This window comes from Microbacterium ureisolvens (assembly GCF_019511645.1).
In the GTDB taxonomy this organism is placed as follows: Bacteria; Actinomycetota; Actinomycetes; order Actinomycetales; family Microbacteriaceae; genus Microbacterium; species Microbacterium ureisolvens_A.
Window position 1 is genome coordinate 231571 of the sequence record NZ_JAEUAX010000003.1, and the last position, 16975, is coordinate 248545.

Genomic DNA, 16975 nt, shown 5'->3' on the forward strand with positions numbered 1-16975 from the left:
CGCTCACGCGGCGACCGGTGCCGCCGACCCCGATCGCGCCGGGCGCGACGGCTCGAACAGGTGCGACACGACATACTCGGCATCCCGCTCCATCCCCATGAGGGTGGGCGAGGCGACCGAGTACTGGAAGGGCAGCCCCACGAACGCGAGCCCTGGCACGTCGGCCGCGAGCCCGCGCTCGTGTGCGATGTCGCCATTGCCGTCGAAGGCGGCGGGGATCTCGACCCAGTGCAGGTCGGGCAGCGAGCCGGTGCACCACACGACGGTCGCGGCATCCATCCGCTCTCCGTCCTCGAGCACCGGACGGCCGTCGCCGTCCAGGCCGGCGACGCGCCCGACCTGACGCACCCCCGCCGTGGCGAGGTCGGCCAGGTGGTTTCGGACGAGGTTGACGCCGTGACCACGATTCGCGACCGCGAAGCGGCGGCCGCGCTCGGTGTCGAGGGTCAGGCCGCGCAGCCGGCGGATGAAGATGCTGCTGACGAGGTTGCCCACCGGGGTGTCGATGCTGATCGGCACCTGTCCGGGGTGTCGGCCGGCGAGCGTGGTCGCATGACCGGATGCCGCGGCCTCGAGTGCGATGTCGGTGCCCGAGTTGGCGGCGCCGACGACGAGCACCGGTCCCGGCGCGAAGTCCTCCGGACCGCGGTAGTCCAGCGAGTGCAGCGCACGGATCGCCGGGTCGAGGGCCGCGGCGAACGCCGGAAGGACCGGTCGCTCGTGCGCGCCCGCGGCGATGACGACGTGCGAAGTGACGACATCGCCTGCGGTGGAGAGCGCGAGGCGGAAGCGTCCGTCCTCTGTCAGCGACAGCCGCTCGACTCTGGTCGAGAGTCGCAGCCGCGCGCCGATCGCGGCGGCGCACTGCTCGAGGTAGTCCGCGAACTGCATGCCGGTGGGGTAGTCGAAGAAGCGGATGCCCATCCGCATGCCCGGAATCTCCGCCCAGCGCCGTGGCGTGAACAGCCGCAGCGAGCGGTAGCGCTCGCGCCAGGCGTCGCCGACGCGGTCGTGGCCGTCGATGATCTCGACGTCGACCCCTCGTTCGGCGAGCAGACGCGCGGTGCGAAGGCCCGCCGCGCCCGCGCCGATGACCACGCTGTCGAGTGTTGTGGTGTCCATGATGACCTCCTTCCGCTCACGGTAGGAGTGGGGCTGCCGGGGCGGCATCGGCAGAAATGACCAATTGCGCCCGGGCCGTGGCATCCGTCCGGCGCTCGATCTGAGTCGATGCGGATCCTCGATTGAGGAGCGTTGCCGGAATGAGGGGCGAAATGCCGGGTCGGCTCCTCATCCCGGCCCAGAGCCTCACACGAGGAGCACGCCCGTGGGTCAGCGGGCGGCGGCCAGGTCGTGCTCGAACGCGTACGCGGTGGCGGCGGAGCGGCTGGGCACGCCGAGCTTGGCGAGGATGCTGCCGACGTGCCGCGCCACGGTGCGCTCGCTGAGGAAGAGATGCTCGGCGATGCGCCGGTTCGACCAGCCCCGCGACACCAGCGCGAGGACCTCTCGCTCGCGACGGCTGAGTCCCGGATCGGATGCTGCGACCGGCGCCGCGGCCGCCACTCGCTCGAGCCGCGCGAGGTCGGGGATCGCGCCCAGGCCCTCGAGCACGCCCCGGGCCGCGTCGAACTCGAGCTCGGCACCCTCGGCATCGCCGATCGCTCGGATCGCCGCACCGATCGCGACCCGCGTGAGCGCCGCCTCGTACGGTGCGTCGATGCGCCGCCAGGCGGCCCACGAGGCGCGCAGCAGGGGGAGAGCCTCGGCGGCGCGGCCCTGCGCCAGGGCGAGCTCGCCGTCGGCGCGCGAAGACAAGCCGCGCAGGTACAGCGTGTCGAATGCCGTGGCGCACGCGGAGAGCTCGTGCGCCGCCGCCGCCGCATCCGATAGACGGCCGCGGTCGAGGGCCACTCGCACGGCGGCGGCCAGCACCTCGGCGCGCACTGCCGGTTCCACGGCCGCCGCACGCGCGCTCTCGAGCCCGGCCCACGCGCCGGCGAGGTCGCCGGCGTCGCGGCTCAGCAGGGCGAGGCCGGGCTGCACTTCGCGTCCGAGCGCCGCCGCCTGGCGAAGCGCCTGACGGGCGGCTGTCGGCCGACCCGCGACGCGGTGCAGATCCGCCGCGCGGTACCAGGCGTTCGCCAACGTCTCGCTGCGCTTCTCCGTCGCGCAGACCTCCTCGGCGGCGGTCGTCGCGGCCTGCCACTCGCCCCCCAGCTGCAGCACGTTCGCGCGGTGCAGCGTGCACTCGCCGCGGAACGGCTCGAGCCCCTGCTGCGAGTCGCACCAGTCGCCGAGCTCACGGGTCCACACCCGGGCCCGCTCGACGTCGCCCCGGCCGAGCAGGCTCGCGATCACGGCGCAGTAGGCGGGCCCGGCGGCGCGATCGCTCACCCGGCCGTCGGCGATGAGCAGCATCACCCGGTCGAGTTCGCGGATGGCGTCGTCGATGCGACCCGCCATCATCAGCGCCCGGCCGAGGCTCATCGTGGCGAGGGTGAACGTGTCGACGTCGGCGGCGGCATCCGCCCTCTCCACCGCCTGACGCAAGAGCGGGACGGCGGCCTCCACGTCGCCTCGTGCGAACGCGCCGTGGGCGATGCAGAGGGCGCGGACGGCTTCGGTGACCGGTGTCGCGTCGTCGCGGGCGCACAGCTCCATGAGCCGGCCCATCCACGCGCCGCCCCGCACCTCGTCGCCGCGCTCGCTCAGCGTGAACCCGAGCCAGAACACGCAGCGAACCGCGGAGGACAGGTCGCCGTCGTCCAGGTAGCGCAGGTGCGCGCGCTCCCACGCCCGCACCGAGACATCGTCTTGGCCGACGAACCACGCCGCCTGGCCGAGCTCGTCCAGCTCATCGCCCGCCAGCGCAGCCTCGCGTGCCGTGAGCTCCTCGAACCGGCCCGTCCAGTCCACGACGCCGGCCTCCCGGATCGCCATGCGCACAGTATGAGCGCGGCCGTGGGCGCCGACAAGGCCCGGCCCGCGGCGCGGGCACCGGGATCGGAGCGTCAGATCTTGGCGTCCTGCTTAGGGATGAAGACCTGCTTGATGATGAGCAGGATCGACGCCGTCACCGGGATCGCGACGAGCGCGCCGAGGAGTCCGAGCAGCGTCCCACCGACCATCGCACCGATCACGACGAGGGCGCCCGGCACCGAGATCGCCTTGTTCATCACCTTCGGCGTCAGCACGTATGCCTCGAGCTGCATGTAGATGAGGTAGATGACCGCGAAGATCAGCGCCGGCACCCAGCCGGTGAAGAGGGCGATCACGGTCGCGGTGATCCAGTAGAGCACGGAACCGATGAGCGGGATCAGGGTGATGAGGAATGCCAGCACACCCATGAGAGCCGGGAACGGCAGGCCGAGGAACAGATGCAGCAGGAAGGCGACGACCGAGTTGCAGAACGCCAGCACCACCATGCCCATGAGGTAGGCGCCGATCGAGTCGGTGATCTGGTCCGTCATGGCCGCGGCCTTCTTGCGGTTGCGGGCGGCGACGAAGCGGTTGAAGGCCACCTTCATGTTGGGCAGGCCGGCGAGGAAGTAGAGGCTCAGCACCAGCACGATGATGAGGCCCGAGATGGTCGTCCCGACGTTGATCGCGAAGTTGACGACACCACCGCCGATCGCGGCGATGTTCGCCGGATTGGTGAGGAACGTCTCGATCTGATCGGTGATCGCGCCGACCTGCGTGCCGAACGTCGACGTCAGCCACGAGTAGAAGTCCGACTGCTGGAACTCGTCGACGGTCTGCGGCAGATCACTGAAGAATGCGGTGATCTGCTTCACGAGCGCGGGAATCACGAGCAGCATGACGCCGGCGAACACGAGCGCGAACGCCGTGTAGACGATGACGATCGCCCACGGCCGCGAGACGTTGTGGCGGCCGAACCAGCGGACGACGGGGTCGAGCCCGAGCGCGGCGAACAGCGCGAACACCACGTAGATGATGATCGTCGAGAGGTTCCAGAACGCCAGGCCCAGCGCGACGGCGGCCAGAGCGCCCAGGGTTAGCACCAGGCCCAACCGGAAGGGGCTGTTCAGGTTCGCCCAGAAGGTCTTGCCCTCCGGGGCCTCGCCCGTGAACACCGGAGCGTCGTCGGGGAGCGCGTCTGAGGGGACGGGCGTGGCGATGTGGTTGTCCGTGCCCGCCGCAGCGTCGACGGACAGCGGCTCTGCGGCCTCGGCTGCGGTGGCACCGAGGGTGGGCGAGGCATCGGTCATGGGTCACACTCTAGGGCTGGGCGACAGGCGCGACGAGGTGTGCGCGCAACTTCACCCGGATCGCATGAGGCGTCGTCATCGCGGACGGGGCCGCACAGGCGCTCGGGTATCGTCGAGGGGCGAGGAGGAGCGCCATGACCGAAGACCCCACGACGACGCTGGCACGGCTGCGCAGCAGCATCGACAACATCGACGCCGCCCTGGTGTATCTGCTCGCCGAGCGCTTCAAGGCGACCAAGCAGGTCGGCCACCTCAAGGCCGAGCACGGCATGCCCGCCTCGGACCCTGCCCGCGAGGAGCAGCAGACCGCGCGCCTGCGCAGCCTCGCCGAGCAGGCCGACCTCGACCCCGCCTTCGCCGAGAAGTGGTTCAACTTCGTGGTCGCCGAGGTCATCCGCCACCACACCGAGGCAGCCGGCTCGCGCTGACCGCCCGTTTCACGTGGAACGCGGGTGCACGGTCCGGCGCCGCAATAGGGTGTGGGCATGACGGTGGCCTTCGTTCTCGGTGGCGGGGGTGTGCGCGGCGCCGTCGAGATCGGAATGCTGCAGGCGCTGCTCGAGTCGGGAATCCGCCCCGATGTCGTCGTCGGCACGTCGATCGGCGCGATCAACGGCGCCCTCGTCGCGAGCGACCCGACACCCGCGGTGATCGAGCGCCTGCTCGACGCGTGGACCTCTCCCGAGGCCAACGCGGTGTACGGCGATTCGCTGTTCGCGCAGTTCACGCGGCTCGTGAAGACCAAGACGCACCTCAACTCGCCCGTGCCGTTGCGGCACCTGCTCGAGCGGGCGCTCGGCGCCGACACGAGGTTCGAGGACCTGGCCGTGCGGCTTCGCGTGGTGGCCGCGAGCATCGAGCGCGCTGCGGAGCACGTCTTCGAATCTGGACCGCTCATCGAGGCGATCCTCGCGTCGGCCTCGGTGCCGGGCCTGCTTCCACCGACCCGCATCGGCGACGAGCACTTCATCGACGGCGGGATCGTCAACTCGATCCCGATCGAGCAGGCTGTGGAGGTCGGCGCCACCACGGTCTACGTGCTGCAGGTCGGCCGCATCGAGACCCCGCTCGTGGCGCCGGAGTCGGCGGTCGACACCGCGCGGGTGGCCTTCGAGATCGCCCGCCGGCACCGCTACGCCCGCGACGTGGCGACGCTGCCCGAGGGCGTCGCCCTGCACGTGCTGCCCAGCGGCGGCGGACTCGAGGGCGACGACTCGCTCATGTCGTACCGCCGCATGGACACCGTCCACCGCCGCATCGCCGCGGCCTATGACGCCAGCCGAGCATTCCTGGCCGACCGCGGGCTGGCCGAGAGCCGGGAGACGTGATGCGGATGCCGCCCGCCTGGGTGCGCCGCATCCTTCTCGCCCCGCTGGTGATCGTGGCGGCGATCGCCATGCTGCTGCTCGCGCCGGTGTGGCTGCTCGTCGCCCTCGCGCTCACGTCGCTCGTGCCGGGGCACTTCCGGCTGCCGCGCGTGCTGTGGCTCATCACCGTGTACCTGCTGTGGGACGCGACGCTCGTGATCGCGCTGTTCGCGCTGTGGATCGCGTCGGGCTTCGGTTACGCCCTGCAGCGGCCGGGCTTCGTCACGGCGCACTACCGCCTGGGCGCCTGGTCGCTGCGCGTGCTCTTCTGGCTCTTCGCCGGCGTGCTGCGGCTCACGATCACGACGACCGGCTCGGACGGAACGGATGCTGCGTCCGGCCGCGCCGCTTTCGCGGCGCTGTTCGCGCCCGGCATCCCGCTCGTCGTGGCGAGTCGGCACGGCGGTCCCGGCGACTCGTTCATCCTCATCCACACGCTGCTCAACGCGGTCGCCCGCCGGCCCCGGATCGTGCTCAAATACACGCTGCAGTGGGACCCCGCGATCGACATCCTGCTGCACCGGATCCCGGCGCGCTTCATCGTGCCGTCCGGGTTCGGGCGCGGTCGCAAGGGAGGAGGCGCCTCGGTCGAGGCAGCGCTCGGTGACCTCGCGAGCGGGCTCGGATCAGAGGACGCGTTCGTCATCTTCCCCGAGGGCGGCCAGGTCAGTCCGACGCGCCGCCGCTCTCGCATCAAGCGCCTGCGCGACGCCGGCCGAGAGGCGATGGCCGAGCGGGCCGAGGCGATGACGCACGTCATGGCGCCGCAGCCGGGTGGCATGAGCGCGGCGCTCGACGCCGCGCCCGACGCGGACGTGGTGTTCATCGCGCACACCGGCCTCGACCGGCTGCGCACCCTGCACGACATCTGGCGCGAGCTGCCGATGGACAAGGGGATCACCATGCGCGCGTGGCGCGTGCCGCGGGCGGAGATCCCCGACGACCGCGACGCCCGCGCCGCGTGGCTCTTCGACTGGTTCGCCCGCATCGACGGCTGGATCGACGCCCACCACGAACTCGCCGCCTGAGGACGCCCGCCGCCGCCCGCGCCGTTCGAGGGGCCGCGATACGCGGATGGGGGCGGCGATCCCGCGTGTCGTGGCCCCCGAGGCGGCCGAGGCGGGTGGACGAGGCCTCGATCGCGAGATGGTCAGCGGTGGGGCTTCGGGTGCGTCACCCGGCCCGGCGAGTCCCCGCTGCTGCGCGACGGGACGGGCCACGTCGCGGCGGGCGGCGGCGTCGTGCCGGGGCGCTTCGGCGCGGGGATGGCCTCGGGCATGGGCTCGGGCTCGGGCTCGGGCTCGGGAGCGCGGGGCGTCGGCGTCTCCGTACGAGGCGGGGCGGCATCCGTCACCGTCGTCGTGGTGGTGGCGACGGGGCCGAGCTCGAGCATGACCTTGTTCTCGAGCACCTCGATGGCCTCGTCCGAGATCGAGATGAGGCCGTCGAGCTCTTCGCGCACGCGACGATACGCGAGCTGGCGTTCGGCCGGCGTCGCGGCCTCGTCGATCGCGACGGTGAGGAGCTTCTTGGCCGTGTCGAGGCGTTTGCGCTCGTCCTCGGTGAACGTCGAGTCGCGCAGGCGTCGCGCGTCGCGCTCGGCGACATCGAACGCCACCTCGAAGTCGGCGACCGCGTTGCGGTACTCGGCGAGCTGCTCCTTCGACAGCCGCGCCTTCGCCGAGGCCGGCCGCAGTCCGTCGGCGATGCGCTTGGCGCGCAGGAACGCGGCGGTGAGCGGCTGGCGCCCATCGCTCATGGCCGGGAACGCGATGATCTTCGCGACGTCGAGCTCGTACTCCAGCCAGCGCGCGGTGACGGCGTCGTGCGTCGCGAACAGGCGCTCGAGCTGGGTGACCTGCGTCTCGCGGGATCCCGCCCCGCCCTGTGCCGACGCCCCTGTCGCCGTCGGCGCGGTGATCGGAGGGAGGGATGCTGCCGGCACGGCCTTGCCGCGCGCCGCAGCCTGGGCTGCTTTGAGCTCGGCCTTCGCGTGCATCACCTCGAGGCGACGCTTGTGGCGCATGCGCGCGCCACGCTCCCAGGCATTGCCGACCATGCCCAGGACGCCCATAAGCGGGAAGACGAGCCACCAGAAGTTGCCCGCGAACTCCCAGAACTGCTGCACACTGTCATGCTAACGGCCGGTCGCCGCCGCGTGGTCGGCTCAGGGCACCCTGCCAGCAGGCGGCTCGCTCGCACGGGCCGGGGGGATCCGGGCGATGAGTGACGGCAGGCGGTCGGCGATCTCGGAGAGGACGGCGGCCGCGGCGGTGAGCCCGGCTGCGGCCGTCGCGCCCGCTGCTGAGGGGCGCGCGGCGCCGGGAACCCCTGCCTGCCGCTCGGCCTCGGCGAACGTCGCCTCGAGGTGACGCACCGCCACCCGGTACTCGAGGAACTGCTGCGGCGTCACGCGATCGCGCAGGGTCGGCCGCTTCGCGAGAGCCTCGCGCTGTGCGCGCAGGAAGACGACGGTCGCCGGATGCCGCGGGTCGGTCATCTGCGGATACGCCAGCGCCTTGTCGACGTCGGTCTCGTAGGCCAGCCATCGCGTGTTCACGCCGTCGTGAGCGGCGTAGAGGCGGTCGATCGGCAGCGGGTCGTGGGAGGACGCGGCGCGGTACTGCGCGTACCCCGCCTTCACCCGGGTGCGGCTGGCGCGAAGCGCGAGGGACGCGGTCTTCTCGTCCTGCCTCGCCGCCTGCAGCTCGCGCCGCGCCTCGGCGGCGTGGGCGGGCGGAACCGTGGAGCGCGACTTCGCGGTCAGCAGGTCGGCCTGCGCGGTGCGGAGCCTGGCCCTGGCGGCGACGAGGTCGCGATAGGCCTGCGACTCCTCCGCGCGCGCAGCATCGAGTTCCAGGCGACGGGCCCGGCGGCTGCGCGTAGTCATGCCCGCATAGGTCGCCGCTCCGGCACCCGCGGCTGCCGGAGCGATCCACCACCAGCTCGACACGATGAGGAGGATGGGCTCCACCCTGCCATGATAAACGCGATATAGCGCGGTTGTCGCCGGGAGTCTGCTGACATCTCGGCCACCCGCACCGACGTCAGCCGAAGAGCAGGGCGAAGACGGTCGCGCCGCCGCCCACGAGGATGAGGGCGACGATGGTCACCCAGGCGATGATCTTGACGCGCCGCTGCCGGGTGTCGTTGAAACCGCTGTACTCGTCGTCTTCCGCCGCCATGGCTCTCATCCTACTTGTGGGTTTGGGGCGCAACCCGTCCGTTTGGGGCGCAACAGATGCGCCCCAAACGCACGCGGTGCGCCCCAAACCCGGGAAGTGAGCGGATCAGGCGGTGTGCTCGGTGATGATCGGACCGAAGGCGTCGGGCAGCGTCGACGTCGAGAGCTCGCGCAGTTCGGCGAGCGGAACCGTGAAGAGACCCTGCACCTCGAGCGCCGGCTCGTCGCCGTCCGCGGCCGAGTCCGTCACGCCGATGCGCAGCACCGGGTAGCCCCGGCCCTCGCACAGGCCGCGGAACTTCACGTCGTCCTCGCGGGGAACCGAGACGATGACGCGGCCCGTGGACTCCGAGAACAGGGCGGTCGCGGCATCCACCCCGTCCCGCTCCATGATCTCGTTCAGCCAGACGCGCGCGCCCACGCCGAAGCGCATGACGGTCTCGGCGAGGGCCTGCGCCAGGCCGCCCGACGAGAGGTCGTGCGCCGACGAGACGAGGGACTGCTGGCCCGCGGCGTGGAGCAGCTCGGCGAGCTTCTTCTCCTGGCCGAGGTCGACCGCCGGCGGGCGCCCGCCGAGGTGGTCGTGGATCGTCCCGGCCCACTGCGAGCCCGACAGTTCGGTCGAGGTGACGCCGAGAAGGTAGATGTTCTCGCCCGGATCCTGCCAGCCCGACGGGATGCGGCGCGCGACGTCGTCGATGATGCCGAGGACGCCGACGACCGGGGTCGGGAAGATCGGCTGGTCGCCGGTCTGGTTGTAGAACGAGACGTTGCCGCCGGTGACCGGGACGCCGAGTTCGAGGCATCCGTCCGACAGGCCGTCGACCGCCTGCGAGAACTGCCACATGACCTCGGGGTTCTCCGGGCTGCCGAAGTTGAGGCAGTCGGTGACGGCCGTCGGCTCGGCGCCGGTCACGGCGACGTTGCGGTAGGCCTCGGCCAGAGCCAGCTTCGCGCCCTGGTACGGGTCGAGCTGGCAGTAGCGGCCGTTGCAGTCGGTCGCGATCGCGAAACCGAGGCCCGAGCGCTCGTCGACGCGGATCATGCCGGCGTCGTCGGGGAACGACAGCGCCGTGTTGCCCATGACGTAGTAGTCGTACTGGTTCGTGATCCACGACGTGTCGGCGAGGTTCGGGCTGGCGACGAGCTTGGTGAAGTGTTCCCGCAGCGTCTCGGCGTCGCTGGGACGCGGGAGAGCCGATGCCGAGTCGTCGCGCAGCGCGTCGATCCACGTCGGGTACGCAACGGGGCGCTCGTAGACCGGGCCGTCGACCGCGACGGTCGAGGGGTCGACGTCGACGATCTGCTCGCCGTGCCAGAAGATCTGCAGCCGCCCGTCGCCGGTCACCTCGCCGAGCACGGAGGTCTCGACGTCCCACTTGCCGACGACCTCGAGGAACGCGTCGAGCTTCTCAGGGGAGACGATCGCCATCATGCGCTCCTGGCTCTCGCTCATGAGGATCTCCTCCGGCGTGAGCGTCGGGTCGCGCAGCAGCACCTTCTCGAGGTCCACGCGCATGCCCGAGCCGCCGTTGGCGGCGAGCTCCGACGTCGCGCACGAGATGCCGGCGGCGCCGAGGTCCTGGATGGCTTCGACGAGCTCGCCGCGGTAGAGCTCGAGGCAGCACTCGATGAGCACCTTCTCGGCGAACGGGTCGCCCACCTGCACGGCGGGGCGCTTGGTCGGGCCCCCGTCGGCGAACGTGTCGGACGCGAGGATCGACGCGCCGCCGATGCCGTCGCCGCCGGTGCGGGCGCCGAACAGCACGACCTTGTTGCCGGCGCCGGTGGCGTTGGCGAGCTTGAGGTCCTCGTGGCGGAGCACGCCCACCGCGAGGGCGTTGACGAGGGGGTTGCCCTGGTACACCGAATCGAACACGGTCTCGCCGCCGATGTTGGGCAGGCCCAGACAGTTGCCGTAGAACGAGATGCCGCTCACCACGCCGTGCACGACGCGCGCGGTGTCGGGGTTGTCGATGGCGCCGAAGCGCAGCTGGTCCATGACGGCGACCGGGCGCGCGCCCATCGAGATGATGTCGCGCACGATGCCGCCGACGCCGGTCGCGGCGCCCTGGAACGGTTCGATGTAGCTCGGGTGGTTGTGCGACTCGACCTTGAAGGTGACGGCCCAGCCCTCGCCGATGTCGACGACGCCGGCGTTCTGGCCCATGCCCACCATGAGCCGTTCCTTCATCTCGTCCGAGACCTTCTCGCCGAACCTGCGGAGGTAGATCTTGGACGACTTGTAGGAGCAGTGCTCCGACCACATGACGGAGTACATCGCCAGCTCGCCGGACGTGGGGCGGCGGCCGAGGATCTCGCGGATCCTGTCGTACTCGTCCGGCTTGAGTCCGAGCGCCGCGTAGGGCTGCTCCTTCTCCGGGGTGGCGGTGGCGTTCTCGACGGTATCGGCGACAGCGGTCGAAGCGGGGGTGGTCACGCGGCTCAGCTCCAGAAATTCGGGGGATGCCGGACCTGAACAGTCTAGTTCGGCCAGAGAAGGGGTGACGGATGCCGCGGGCCGCAGCATCCGTCCCCCCGACCGTTCGACGGAAAGGGGTTGACGGGCTCTGCAAGCAGGGCTAACGTACAACCAAATGGTTGTAGGAATTGAGCTCAGCGATCACGAGATCGACCGCGTGTTCCACGCACTGGCGGCGGCGACCCGGCGCGACATCCTGCGCCGGACGCTCTCGGGCGAGTACTCCGTGTCGGCGCTCGCCCGCGAGTACGACATGTCGTTCGCGGCCGTGCAGAAGCACGTCACCGTGCTGGAGGCCGCGGGGCTCATCGTCAAGCGCGCCGAGGGGCGCGAGCGCCTGGTGCGAGCGGACCCCGAGATGATCGCCCGCGCCCGGGCACTGCTCGCCCGCTACGAGGAGATGTGGCGTGCCCGCATCGACCGGCTCGACGCGCTGCTCGCCGAACCCGCCGGCTCGTCCGGCACGCCCGAAGAACCGAAGAACGACCACCGCAGGAACGAAGGAGAATGACGATGCCCGTCACCGACGTCACCACCGATCCCGAAGCGCTCACCATGACGCTCACGGCCGAGTTCGCCGCCCCGGTCGAGAGGCTCTGGGAGGCCTTCACCGAGCCGCGCCAGCTCGAGCGGTTCTGGGGCCCTCCCGGCTACCCCGCCACCTTCAGCGAGTTCAACCTCACGCCCGGCGGCCGCGCGAGGTACCACATGACCAGCCCGAAGGGCGAGGAGTACCACGGGGTGTGGGAGTTCCTCGAGATCGACGGACCACGCACGTTCACCGCGCTCGACTCGTTCGCCGACGCGGACGGCAGGGCGCTGGCAGACATGCCGACCTCGCGAATGGTGTTCACCTTCGCCGAGACGTCGACCGGGTCGCGCCTGGTCAACACGACCCATTTCGACTCCGCCGAGGCGCTGGAGAAGGTCGTCGCGATGGGCGCCGTCGAGGGCTCGACGATGGCGATCAACCAGCTCGACCGCGTGCTCGAGGGCCTGCGCGCCTACTCCGCCGGCAAGGGCACGCAGACCGAGATCCTCGACGACACCCACGTGCGCATCACGCGGCTCATCGAGGGCCCGATCGACCTCGTGTGGCGCGCGCACCAGGAGCCGGAGCTTCTCCAGAAGTGGATGCTCGGTCCCGACGGATGGCGCATGTCGGTGTGCGAGGTCGACCCGTCCGTGGGCGGGAAGTACCGCTACGAGTGGGAGCCTCTCGAGGGCACCGAGGGCGGGACCTTCGGGTTCGACGGCGAGACGGTGCTCTCCGATGCCCCGCGGCGAGCAGTCACCACCGAGCACATGACGGGCACCGACTACCCGTCGACGCTCAACGACCTGAACCTCTACGAGGAGGACGGGGCCACCCTCATCACGCTCCTCATCGAGTACCCCGACAAGCAGACGCGCGACATCGTCCTCGCCACCGGCATGACCGACGGCATGGAGGCCAGCTACGGCCGCCTCGAGGGCGTTCTCGCGGGCGTGTGACTCCGAGGAGGGCGGAGATGACCGAGAACACCGTCGCACGGACCGTCACCACCCACGTCGTGGGTGCGGGCGACGACGCGATCACCTACGACGTGCGTGGCGATCTGGCCGCGGCGAGCCCGGATCGTCCGGCCCTCTTCCTGTTCGCGGGGCCGATGGACGCCACGGGATTCGAGCTGCTCGCCGATCAGTTCGATGACCGTCCGATCGTGACGTACGACCCGCGGGGTGCCGGCCGCAATCCGGTGGGCACGGCCGACATCAGCCCCGAGCAGCACGCCGACGACCTGCATCGTGTCATCCAGGCCCTCGGCGTCGGCCCGGTGGACGCATTCGGCTCCAGCGGCGGGGCCGTGAACCTCCTCGCCCTGCTCGCTGCGCACCCCGATGACGTGCGGATCGCGGTGGTGCATGAGCCGCCGCTGGCGGAGCACCTCCCCGATCGCGACGCGGTGCTCGCGGTGGTGGCCGACATGAAGCGCACGTATGCCGAGCAGGGTGACGGCGCCGCAATGGCGAAGTTCATCCCGTTCGTGATGCTCGACGGCCTTGTCCCCGACGACTACCTCGACCAGCCGGCACCGGACCCCGCGATGTTCGGGATGTCGTCGGTCGACGACGGCACGCGCACCAACCCGCTGCTGCGCAACATGCCCGCGATCATCGAGTATCGCGTCGATGTCGAAGCCCTCCGCGCACGAGGCGACCGTCTGGTGATCGCGGCGGGCGTCGAATCGGGCGAGACGATGGCCGCGCGGGGCGCTCGAACGACGGCGGCCGCGATCGGCGTCCCGGTGACGGACTTCCCGAGTCATCACGCCGGGTTCACCGATCAGCCCGGGTATCCCGGCGACCCCGCGGGATTCGCCGCGCGCCTTCGGGAGGTTCTCGACTGACAGCCGAGCTGGACAGGATCCGGGGGACGGACGCCGCCGGTCAGGCGGCGGTGTCGGCGAGGAGGCGGTAGCCCATGCCCGACTCGGTGAGGAGGTGCGCGGGGCTGCCGGGGTCGCGCTCGAGCTTCTTGCGCAGCTGCGACATGTACAGGCGCAGATAGCCGGTGTCGGCGACCTGCTCGGTGCCCCAGATGTCCTTCAGGAGCGCCTGCCGCGTCACCAGTGAGCCCGGATTGCGGGCGAGGAACTCGAGGATCTTCCACTCGGTCGGCGTGAGGTGCACGAGCTCGCCGGAGCGGGTGACGGTCTTGGTCGAGAGATCGACCACGACGTCCGCGAAGGTGACCACGGGAACACCGGATGCTGCGGCCACCCGTCGCGACAGTGCCCGGAGCCGTGCGAGCAGCTCGTCGATCTGGAACGGCTTGGTGACGTAGTCGTCGGCTCCGGCATCCAGCGCCTCGACCTTGTCCGCGGAGCCGGTGCGGCCCGAGATCACGAGGATCGGAGCACTGCTCCAGCCCCGCAGCGCCTCGATCACCTGCACGCCGTCCAGGCGCGGCATCCCGAGGTCCACCATCACGATGTCGGGATGCTCCTTGGCGGCGAGGGCGATCGCCGCGGCGCCGTCGGGAGCGGCGATGACCTCGTAGCCGTGCGCGGCGAGGGTGATGCGCAGCGCGCGGACGAGCTGGGGATCGTCGTCGGCGATCAGGACCTTCACGGGAGCGACCTCTCTTCGGTGGGGATCGCGTCCGCGACCGGCAGCGCGATGACCATCGTGAGGCCTCCTCCGGGGGTGTCCTCGGGGGCGAGCGTACCGCCCATGCCCTCGGTGAACCCCTTCGAGAGGGCGAGGCCCAGTCCGAGTCCAGCCGTGTTGTCGGTGTCGCCCAGGCGCTGGAACGGGACGAACATGTCGTCGCGGCGCTCGGGTGAGACGCCCGTGCCGTGATCGATCACGCGGATCTCGGCCGTGCGGCCGAGCCGGCTCGTGGAGACGCGCACGCGCGAGCCCGCCGGCGAGTGGCGCGCGGCGTTGGCGAGCACGTTCACGAGCACGCGCTGCAGCAGCACGGGGTCTGCCTCCACGAGTGGGAGATCCGGGTCGAGTGCCAGCTCGAACCGGTCGGGGCCGCCGTCGAGCTCGTCGAGGGCGGCCAGCACGACGCCGGCGCAGTCGACGGGCTGCAGCGACACCGCGAGCACGCCCGCCTGCACACGGCTGACGTCGAGCAGGTCGGTCACGAGGGCGGACAGCGTCGCGAGCGACTCGTCGGCCGTGGCGACCAGCTCGACGCGGTCCTCGCGCGAGAGGTTCGGCCCTGCCGCGCGGAGCCCGCCGACGGCGGCGACCGCGGCGGCCAGCGGGCGGCGCAGGTCATGGCTCACCGCGGACAGCAGCGCAGTGCGCACCTGGTCGGTCTCGGCGAGAGCCCCGGCCTGCCGCGCCGTCGCCGTGAGGTCGCTGTGCTCAAGGGCGGCGGAGAGCTGGGCCGCGACGGCGTCGATGAGCCGGCGCTCGGACGCGTCGAGCACGTGGCCGTGCAGCTCGAGCATCGCCGGTGGGCCGCCGTTGCGGCGTGCGACCGTGACCGCCTCGTACCGGCCGTCGCGCACCGGCTCGCCGTCGGTCGCGACGACGGTGCCGTCGGCATCGACGAGGCGCACGCCGGCGAGGCCGAGCGACTCGCGCGTGCGGCTGATCAGCGCGGGCACGGCGGATTCGCCGCGCAGGACGCTCCCCGCGACGTTCGCGAGCAGCTCGGCCTCGGCGGCGGCGCGGCGGGCGGACCGCGCCGCGCGTGCGGCGCGGTCGACGATGAAGCTCACCAGCACGGCGATCACGACGTAGAGGATGAGCGCCCACACGTTGCGTGGATCGGCGACCGACACGGTGTAGTAGGGGGCGACGAAGAAGTAGTTCAGGGTGAATCCCGACATCACCGCCGCGAAGACCGCGGGCCAGATCCCGCCGACCAGCGAGACCAGCACGACGAGCAGCTGGTACGCCAGCACGTCGGTCGTGATGGTGTCCTCGCTGCGCAGCGACACCAGCAGCCACGTCAGCAGCGGCCCGCCGATGAGCGCGAGCGCGAAGCCGAGCACACGTCGGCGCACGCTGAGGGCACCGCCGCTGAGGCGCGGCAGCGGGAAGCGATCGCCCGCTGCATCGTGCGTCACGATGTGCACGTCGATGTCGCCGGACTCCCGGATCACGGTGGCCCCGATGCCGGGTCCGGTGAGGAGCGTCGCGAGGCGGCCGCGCCGGCTCACGCCGATCACGAGCTGGGTCGCGTTCACGGAGCGGGCGAAGTCCACGAGCGCGCGCGGGATGTCGTCGCCGACCACCTGGTGGTAGGTGCCGCCGAGCGACTCGACCAGCGCTCGCTGCGCCGCGAGGGCTCCGGGGTCTCCCGAGACGAGGCCGTCCTGGCTCGACACGTGCACCGCCAGCAGCTCCCCACCGGCGGACCGCGCGGCGATGCGGGCGCCGCGGCGCAGCAGCGTCTCGCCCTCCGAGCCGCCGGTGAGGGCGACGACCACGCGTTCCCGCGCCTGCCACGCGCCCTCGATGCCGTGCTCGGCGCGGTAGGACTTCAGGGCGCTGTCGACCTCGTCGGCGAGCCACAGCAGTGCGAGTTCGCGCAGGGCGGTCAGGTTGCCCAGCCGGAAGTAGTTCGACAGCGCGGCGTCGATGCGCTCGGCCGGGTAGACGAGCCCTGCGGACAGGCGATCCCGCAGCGACTGCGGGGAGAGATCGACGACCTCGATCTGGTCGGCGTCGCGCACCACGGCATCCGGCACCGTCTCGCGCTGCGCGACCCCCGTGATCTGCTCGACCACGCCGCCGAGCGACTCGATGTGCTGCACGTTCACCGTCGTGATGACGTCGATGCCGGCGTCGAGCAGGTCGGCGACGTCCTGCCAGCGCTTGGGGTGCCTGAGGCCCGGCGCGTTCGTGTGCGCGAGCTCGTCGACGAGGGCGATCTCGGGGCTGCGCTCGAGCACCCCTTCGAGGTCCATGTCGCTGAGCTCCACGCCGCGGTGCGACACCACCGTGCGGGGCACGCCCGGCAGCCCTTCCATGAGCGCAGCAGTGGCGGCACGCCCGTGCGTCTCGACGACCGCGATCACGACGTCGCGTCCGTCCTCGGCGAGGCGGCGCCCCTCCTCGAGCATCTCGTAGGTCTTGCCGACGCCGGGCGCGGCGCCGAGCAGCACCCGCAGCTTCCCGCGCTTCACGTGCTCACCCTATTTCCTCCTGATGCTCCTGGGTTTGGGGCGGGTCTTGTGCGTTCGGGGCGCACGGCCCGCGC

15 protein-coding genes are annotated in these 16975 nt (G+C 71.3%); 6 read left to right on the forward strand and 9 right to left on the reverse strand.

Translation table 11 applies throughout. The features are described 5' to 3' along the window. Nucleotides 1-3: 3 nt before the first annotated feature. From JNB61_RS07625 to JNB61_RS07635, 3 genes are all read right to left on the reverse strand, one after another. Entirely contained in the window at nt 4-1122 is a 1119-nt protein-coding gene (locus tag JNB61_RS07625) for a flavin-containing monooxygenase (RefSeq protein WP_220339240.1), read from the reverse strand. 210 nt (nt 1123-1332) lie between these two features. After that, nucleotides 1333-2943 carry a LuxR C-terminal-related transcriptional regulator gene (locus JNB61_RS07630; RefSeq protein WP_220339241.1) on the reverse strand — a complete coding sequence of 537 codons (1611 nt, stop codon included), beginning with the start codon at nt 2941-2943 and terminating at the stop codon, nt 1333-1335. 71 nt (nt 2944-3014) lie between these two features. After that, nucleotides 3015-4232, reverse strand: coding sequence for an AI-2E family transporter (locus JNB61_RS07635; protein ID WP_220288981.1), 1218 nt, complete (start codon nt 4230-4232; stop codon nt 3015-3017). Nucleotides 4233-4366: 134 nt separating this feature from the next. Between JNB61_RS07635 and JNB61_RS07640 the strand changes: the two genes are divergently transcribed. The 3 genes from JNB61_RS07640 to JNB61_RS07650 are packed head-to-tail and all read left to right on the forward strand — an operon-like array spanning nt 4367 to nt 6627. Further along, nucleotides 4367-4660 carry a chorismate mutase gene (locus JNB61_RS07640; protein WP_220339242.1) on the forward strand — a complete coding sequence of 98 codons (294 nt, stop codon included), beginning with the start codon at nt 4367-4369 and terminating at the stop codon, nt 4658-4660. A 57-nt stretch (nt 4661-4717) separates the two neighbouring features. Beyond that, a complete protein-coding gene (locus tag JNB61_RS07645; protein ID WP_220288983.1) occupies nt 4718-5560 on the forward strand; it encodes a patatin-like phospholipase family protein in 843 nt (280 codons plus the stop codon). 5 nt (nt 5561-5565) lie between these two features. Next, on the forward strand, nt 5566-6627 hold the full coding sequence (locus JNB61_RS07650; RefSeq protein ID WP_223214692.1) for a 1-acyl-sn-glycerol-3-phosphate acyltransferase: 1062 nt from the start codon (nt 5566-5568) through the stop codon (nt 6625-6627). A 122-nt stretch (nt 6628-6749) separates the two neighbouring features. Here JNB61_RS07650 and JNB61_RS07655 read toward each other — a convergent pair whose 3' ends face one another. From JNB61_RS07655 to purL, 4 genes are all read right to left on the reverse strand, one after another. Continuing rightward, nucleotides 6750-7727 carry a hypothetical protein gene (locus JNB61_RS07655; protein WP_220339244.1) on the reverse strand — a complete coding sequence of 326 codons (978 nt, stop codon included), beginning with the start codon at nt 7725-7727 and terminating at the stop codon, nt 6750-6752. 39 nt (nt 7728-7766) lie between these two features. After that, nucleotides 7767-8573, reverse strand: a complete 807-nt coding sequence (locus JNB61_RS07660; protein ID WP_220339245.1) for a hypothetical protein — start codon at nt 8571-8573, stop codon at nt 7767-7769. A 73-nt stretch (nt 8574-8646) separates the two neighbouring features. Then, nucleotides 8647-8784, reverse strand: a complete 138-nt coding sequence (locus tag JNB61_RS07665) for a hypothetical protein (RefSeq protein ID WP_181911767.1) — start codon at nt 8782-8784, stop codon at nt 8647-8649. A gap of 105 nt (nt 8785-8889) precedes the next feature. Then, nucleotides 8890-11223: a phosphoribosylformylglycinamidine synthase subunit PurL gene (gene purL / locus JNB61_RS07670; RefSeq protein ID WP_220339246.1), complete on the reverse strand. Its 2334-nt coding sequence runs from the start codon at nt 11221-11223 to the stop codon at nt 8890-8892. Nucleotides 11224-11380: 157 nt separating this feature from the next. Here purL and JNB61_RS07675 point away from each other — a divergent pair, with 157 nt between their 5' ends. Genes JNB61_RS07675 through JNB61_RS07685 form a run of 3 tightly spaced genes read left to right on the forward strand, consistent with a single transcriptional unit; the run spans nt 11381 to nt 13655 of the window. Further along, nucleotides 11381-11776, forward strand: coding sequence for an ArsR/SmtB family transcription factor (locus JNB61_RS07675; RefSeq protein WP_220339247.1), 396 nt, complete (start codon nt 11381-11383; stop codon nt 11774-11776). Nucleotides 11777-11778: 2 nt separating this feature from the next. Then, the gene (locus JNB61_RS07680; RefSeq protein WP_220339248.1) at nt 11779-12759 is read left to right on the forward strand and encodes an SRPBCC family protein; all 981 of its coding nucleotides are present in this window, start codon (nt 11779-11781) and stop codon (nt 12757-12759) included. A gap of 17 nt (nt 12760-12776) precedes the next feature. Further along, entirely contained in the window at nt 12777-13655 is an 879-nt protein-coding gene (locus JNB61_RS07685) for an alpha/beta fold hydrolase (protein WP_220339249.1), read from the forward strand. A 40-nt stretch (nt 13656-13695) separates the two neighbouring features. Here JNB61_RS07685 and JNB61_RS07690 read toward each other — a convergent pair whose 3' ends face one another. Continuing rightward, nucleotides 13696-14379 carry a response regulator gene (locus tag JNB61_RS07690; RefSeq protein ID WP_220288989.1) on the reverse strand — a complete coding sequence of 228 codons (684 nt, stop codon included), beginning with the start codon at nt 14377-14379 and terminating at the stop codon, nt 13696-13698. Beyond that, on the reverse strand, nt 14376-16901 hold the full coding sequence (locus tag JNB61_RS07695; protein ID WP_220339250.1) for a sensor histidine kinase: 2526 nt from the start codon (nt 16899-16901) through the stop codon (nt 14376-14378). The genes JNB61_RS07690 and JNB61_RS07695 overlap by 4 nt, the downstream gene beginning before the upstream one ends. Nucleotides 16902-16975: the final 74 nt, after the last annotated feature.

What these genes read in the sequence shown, in the direction of transcription:
- JNB61_RS07680 (WP_220339248.1), top strand. Translation starts at nt 11,779, where the DNA reads ATGCCCGTCACCGACGTCACCACCGATCCCGAAGCGCTCACCATGACG.
- JNB61_RS07650 (WP_223214692.1), top strand. Translation starts at nt 5,566, where the DNA reads ATGCCGCCCGCCTGGGTGCGCCGCATCCTTCTCGCCCCGCTGGTGATC.
- JNB61_RS07685 (WP_220339249.1), top strand. Translation starts at nt 12,777, where the DNA reads ATGACCGAGAACACCGTCGCACGGACCGTCACCACCCACGTCGTGGGT.
- JNB61_RS07640 (WP_220339242.1), top strand. Translation starts at nt 4,367, where the DNA reads ATGACCGAAGACCCCACGACGACGCTGGCACGGCTGCGCAGCAGCATC.
- JNB61_RS07675 (WP_220339247.1), top strand. Translation starts at nt 11,381, where the DNA reads ATGGTTGTAGGAATTGAGCTCAGCGATCACGAGATCGACCGCGTGTTC.
- JNB61_RS07635 (WP_220288981.1), bottom strand. Translation starts at nt 4,232, where the DNA reads ATGACCGATGCCTCGCCCACCCTCGGTGCCACCGCAGCCGAGGCCGCA.
- JNB61_RS07645 (WP_220288983.1), top strand. Translation starts at nt 4,718, where the DNA reads ATGACGGTGGCCTTCGTTCTCGGTGGCGGGGGTGTGCGCGGCGCCGTC.
- JNB61_RS07630 (WP_220339241.1), bottom strand. Translation starts at nt 2,943, where the DNA reads ATGGCGATCCGGGAGGCCGGCGTCGTGGACTGGACGGGCCGGTTCGAG.
- JNB61_RS07625 (WP_220339240.1), bottom strand. Translation starts at nt 1,122, where the DNA reads ATGGACACCACAACACTCGACAGCGTGGTCATCGGCGCGGGCGCGGCG.
- JNB61_RS07665 (WP_181911767.1), bottom strand. Translation starts at nt 8,784, where the DNA reads ATGGCGGCGGAAGACGACGAGTACAGCGGTTTCAACGACACCCGGCAG.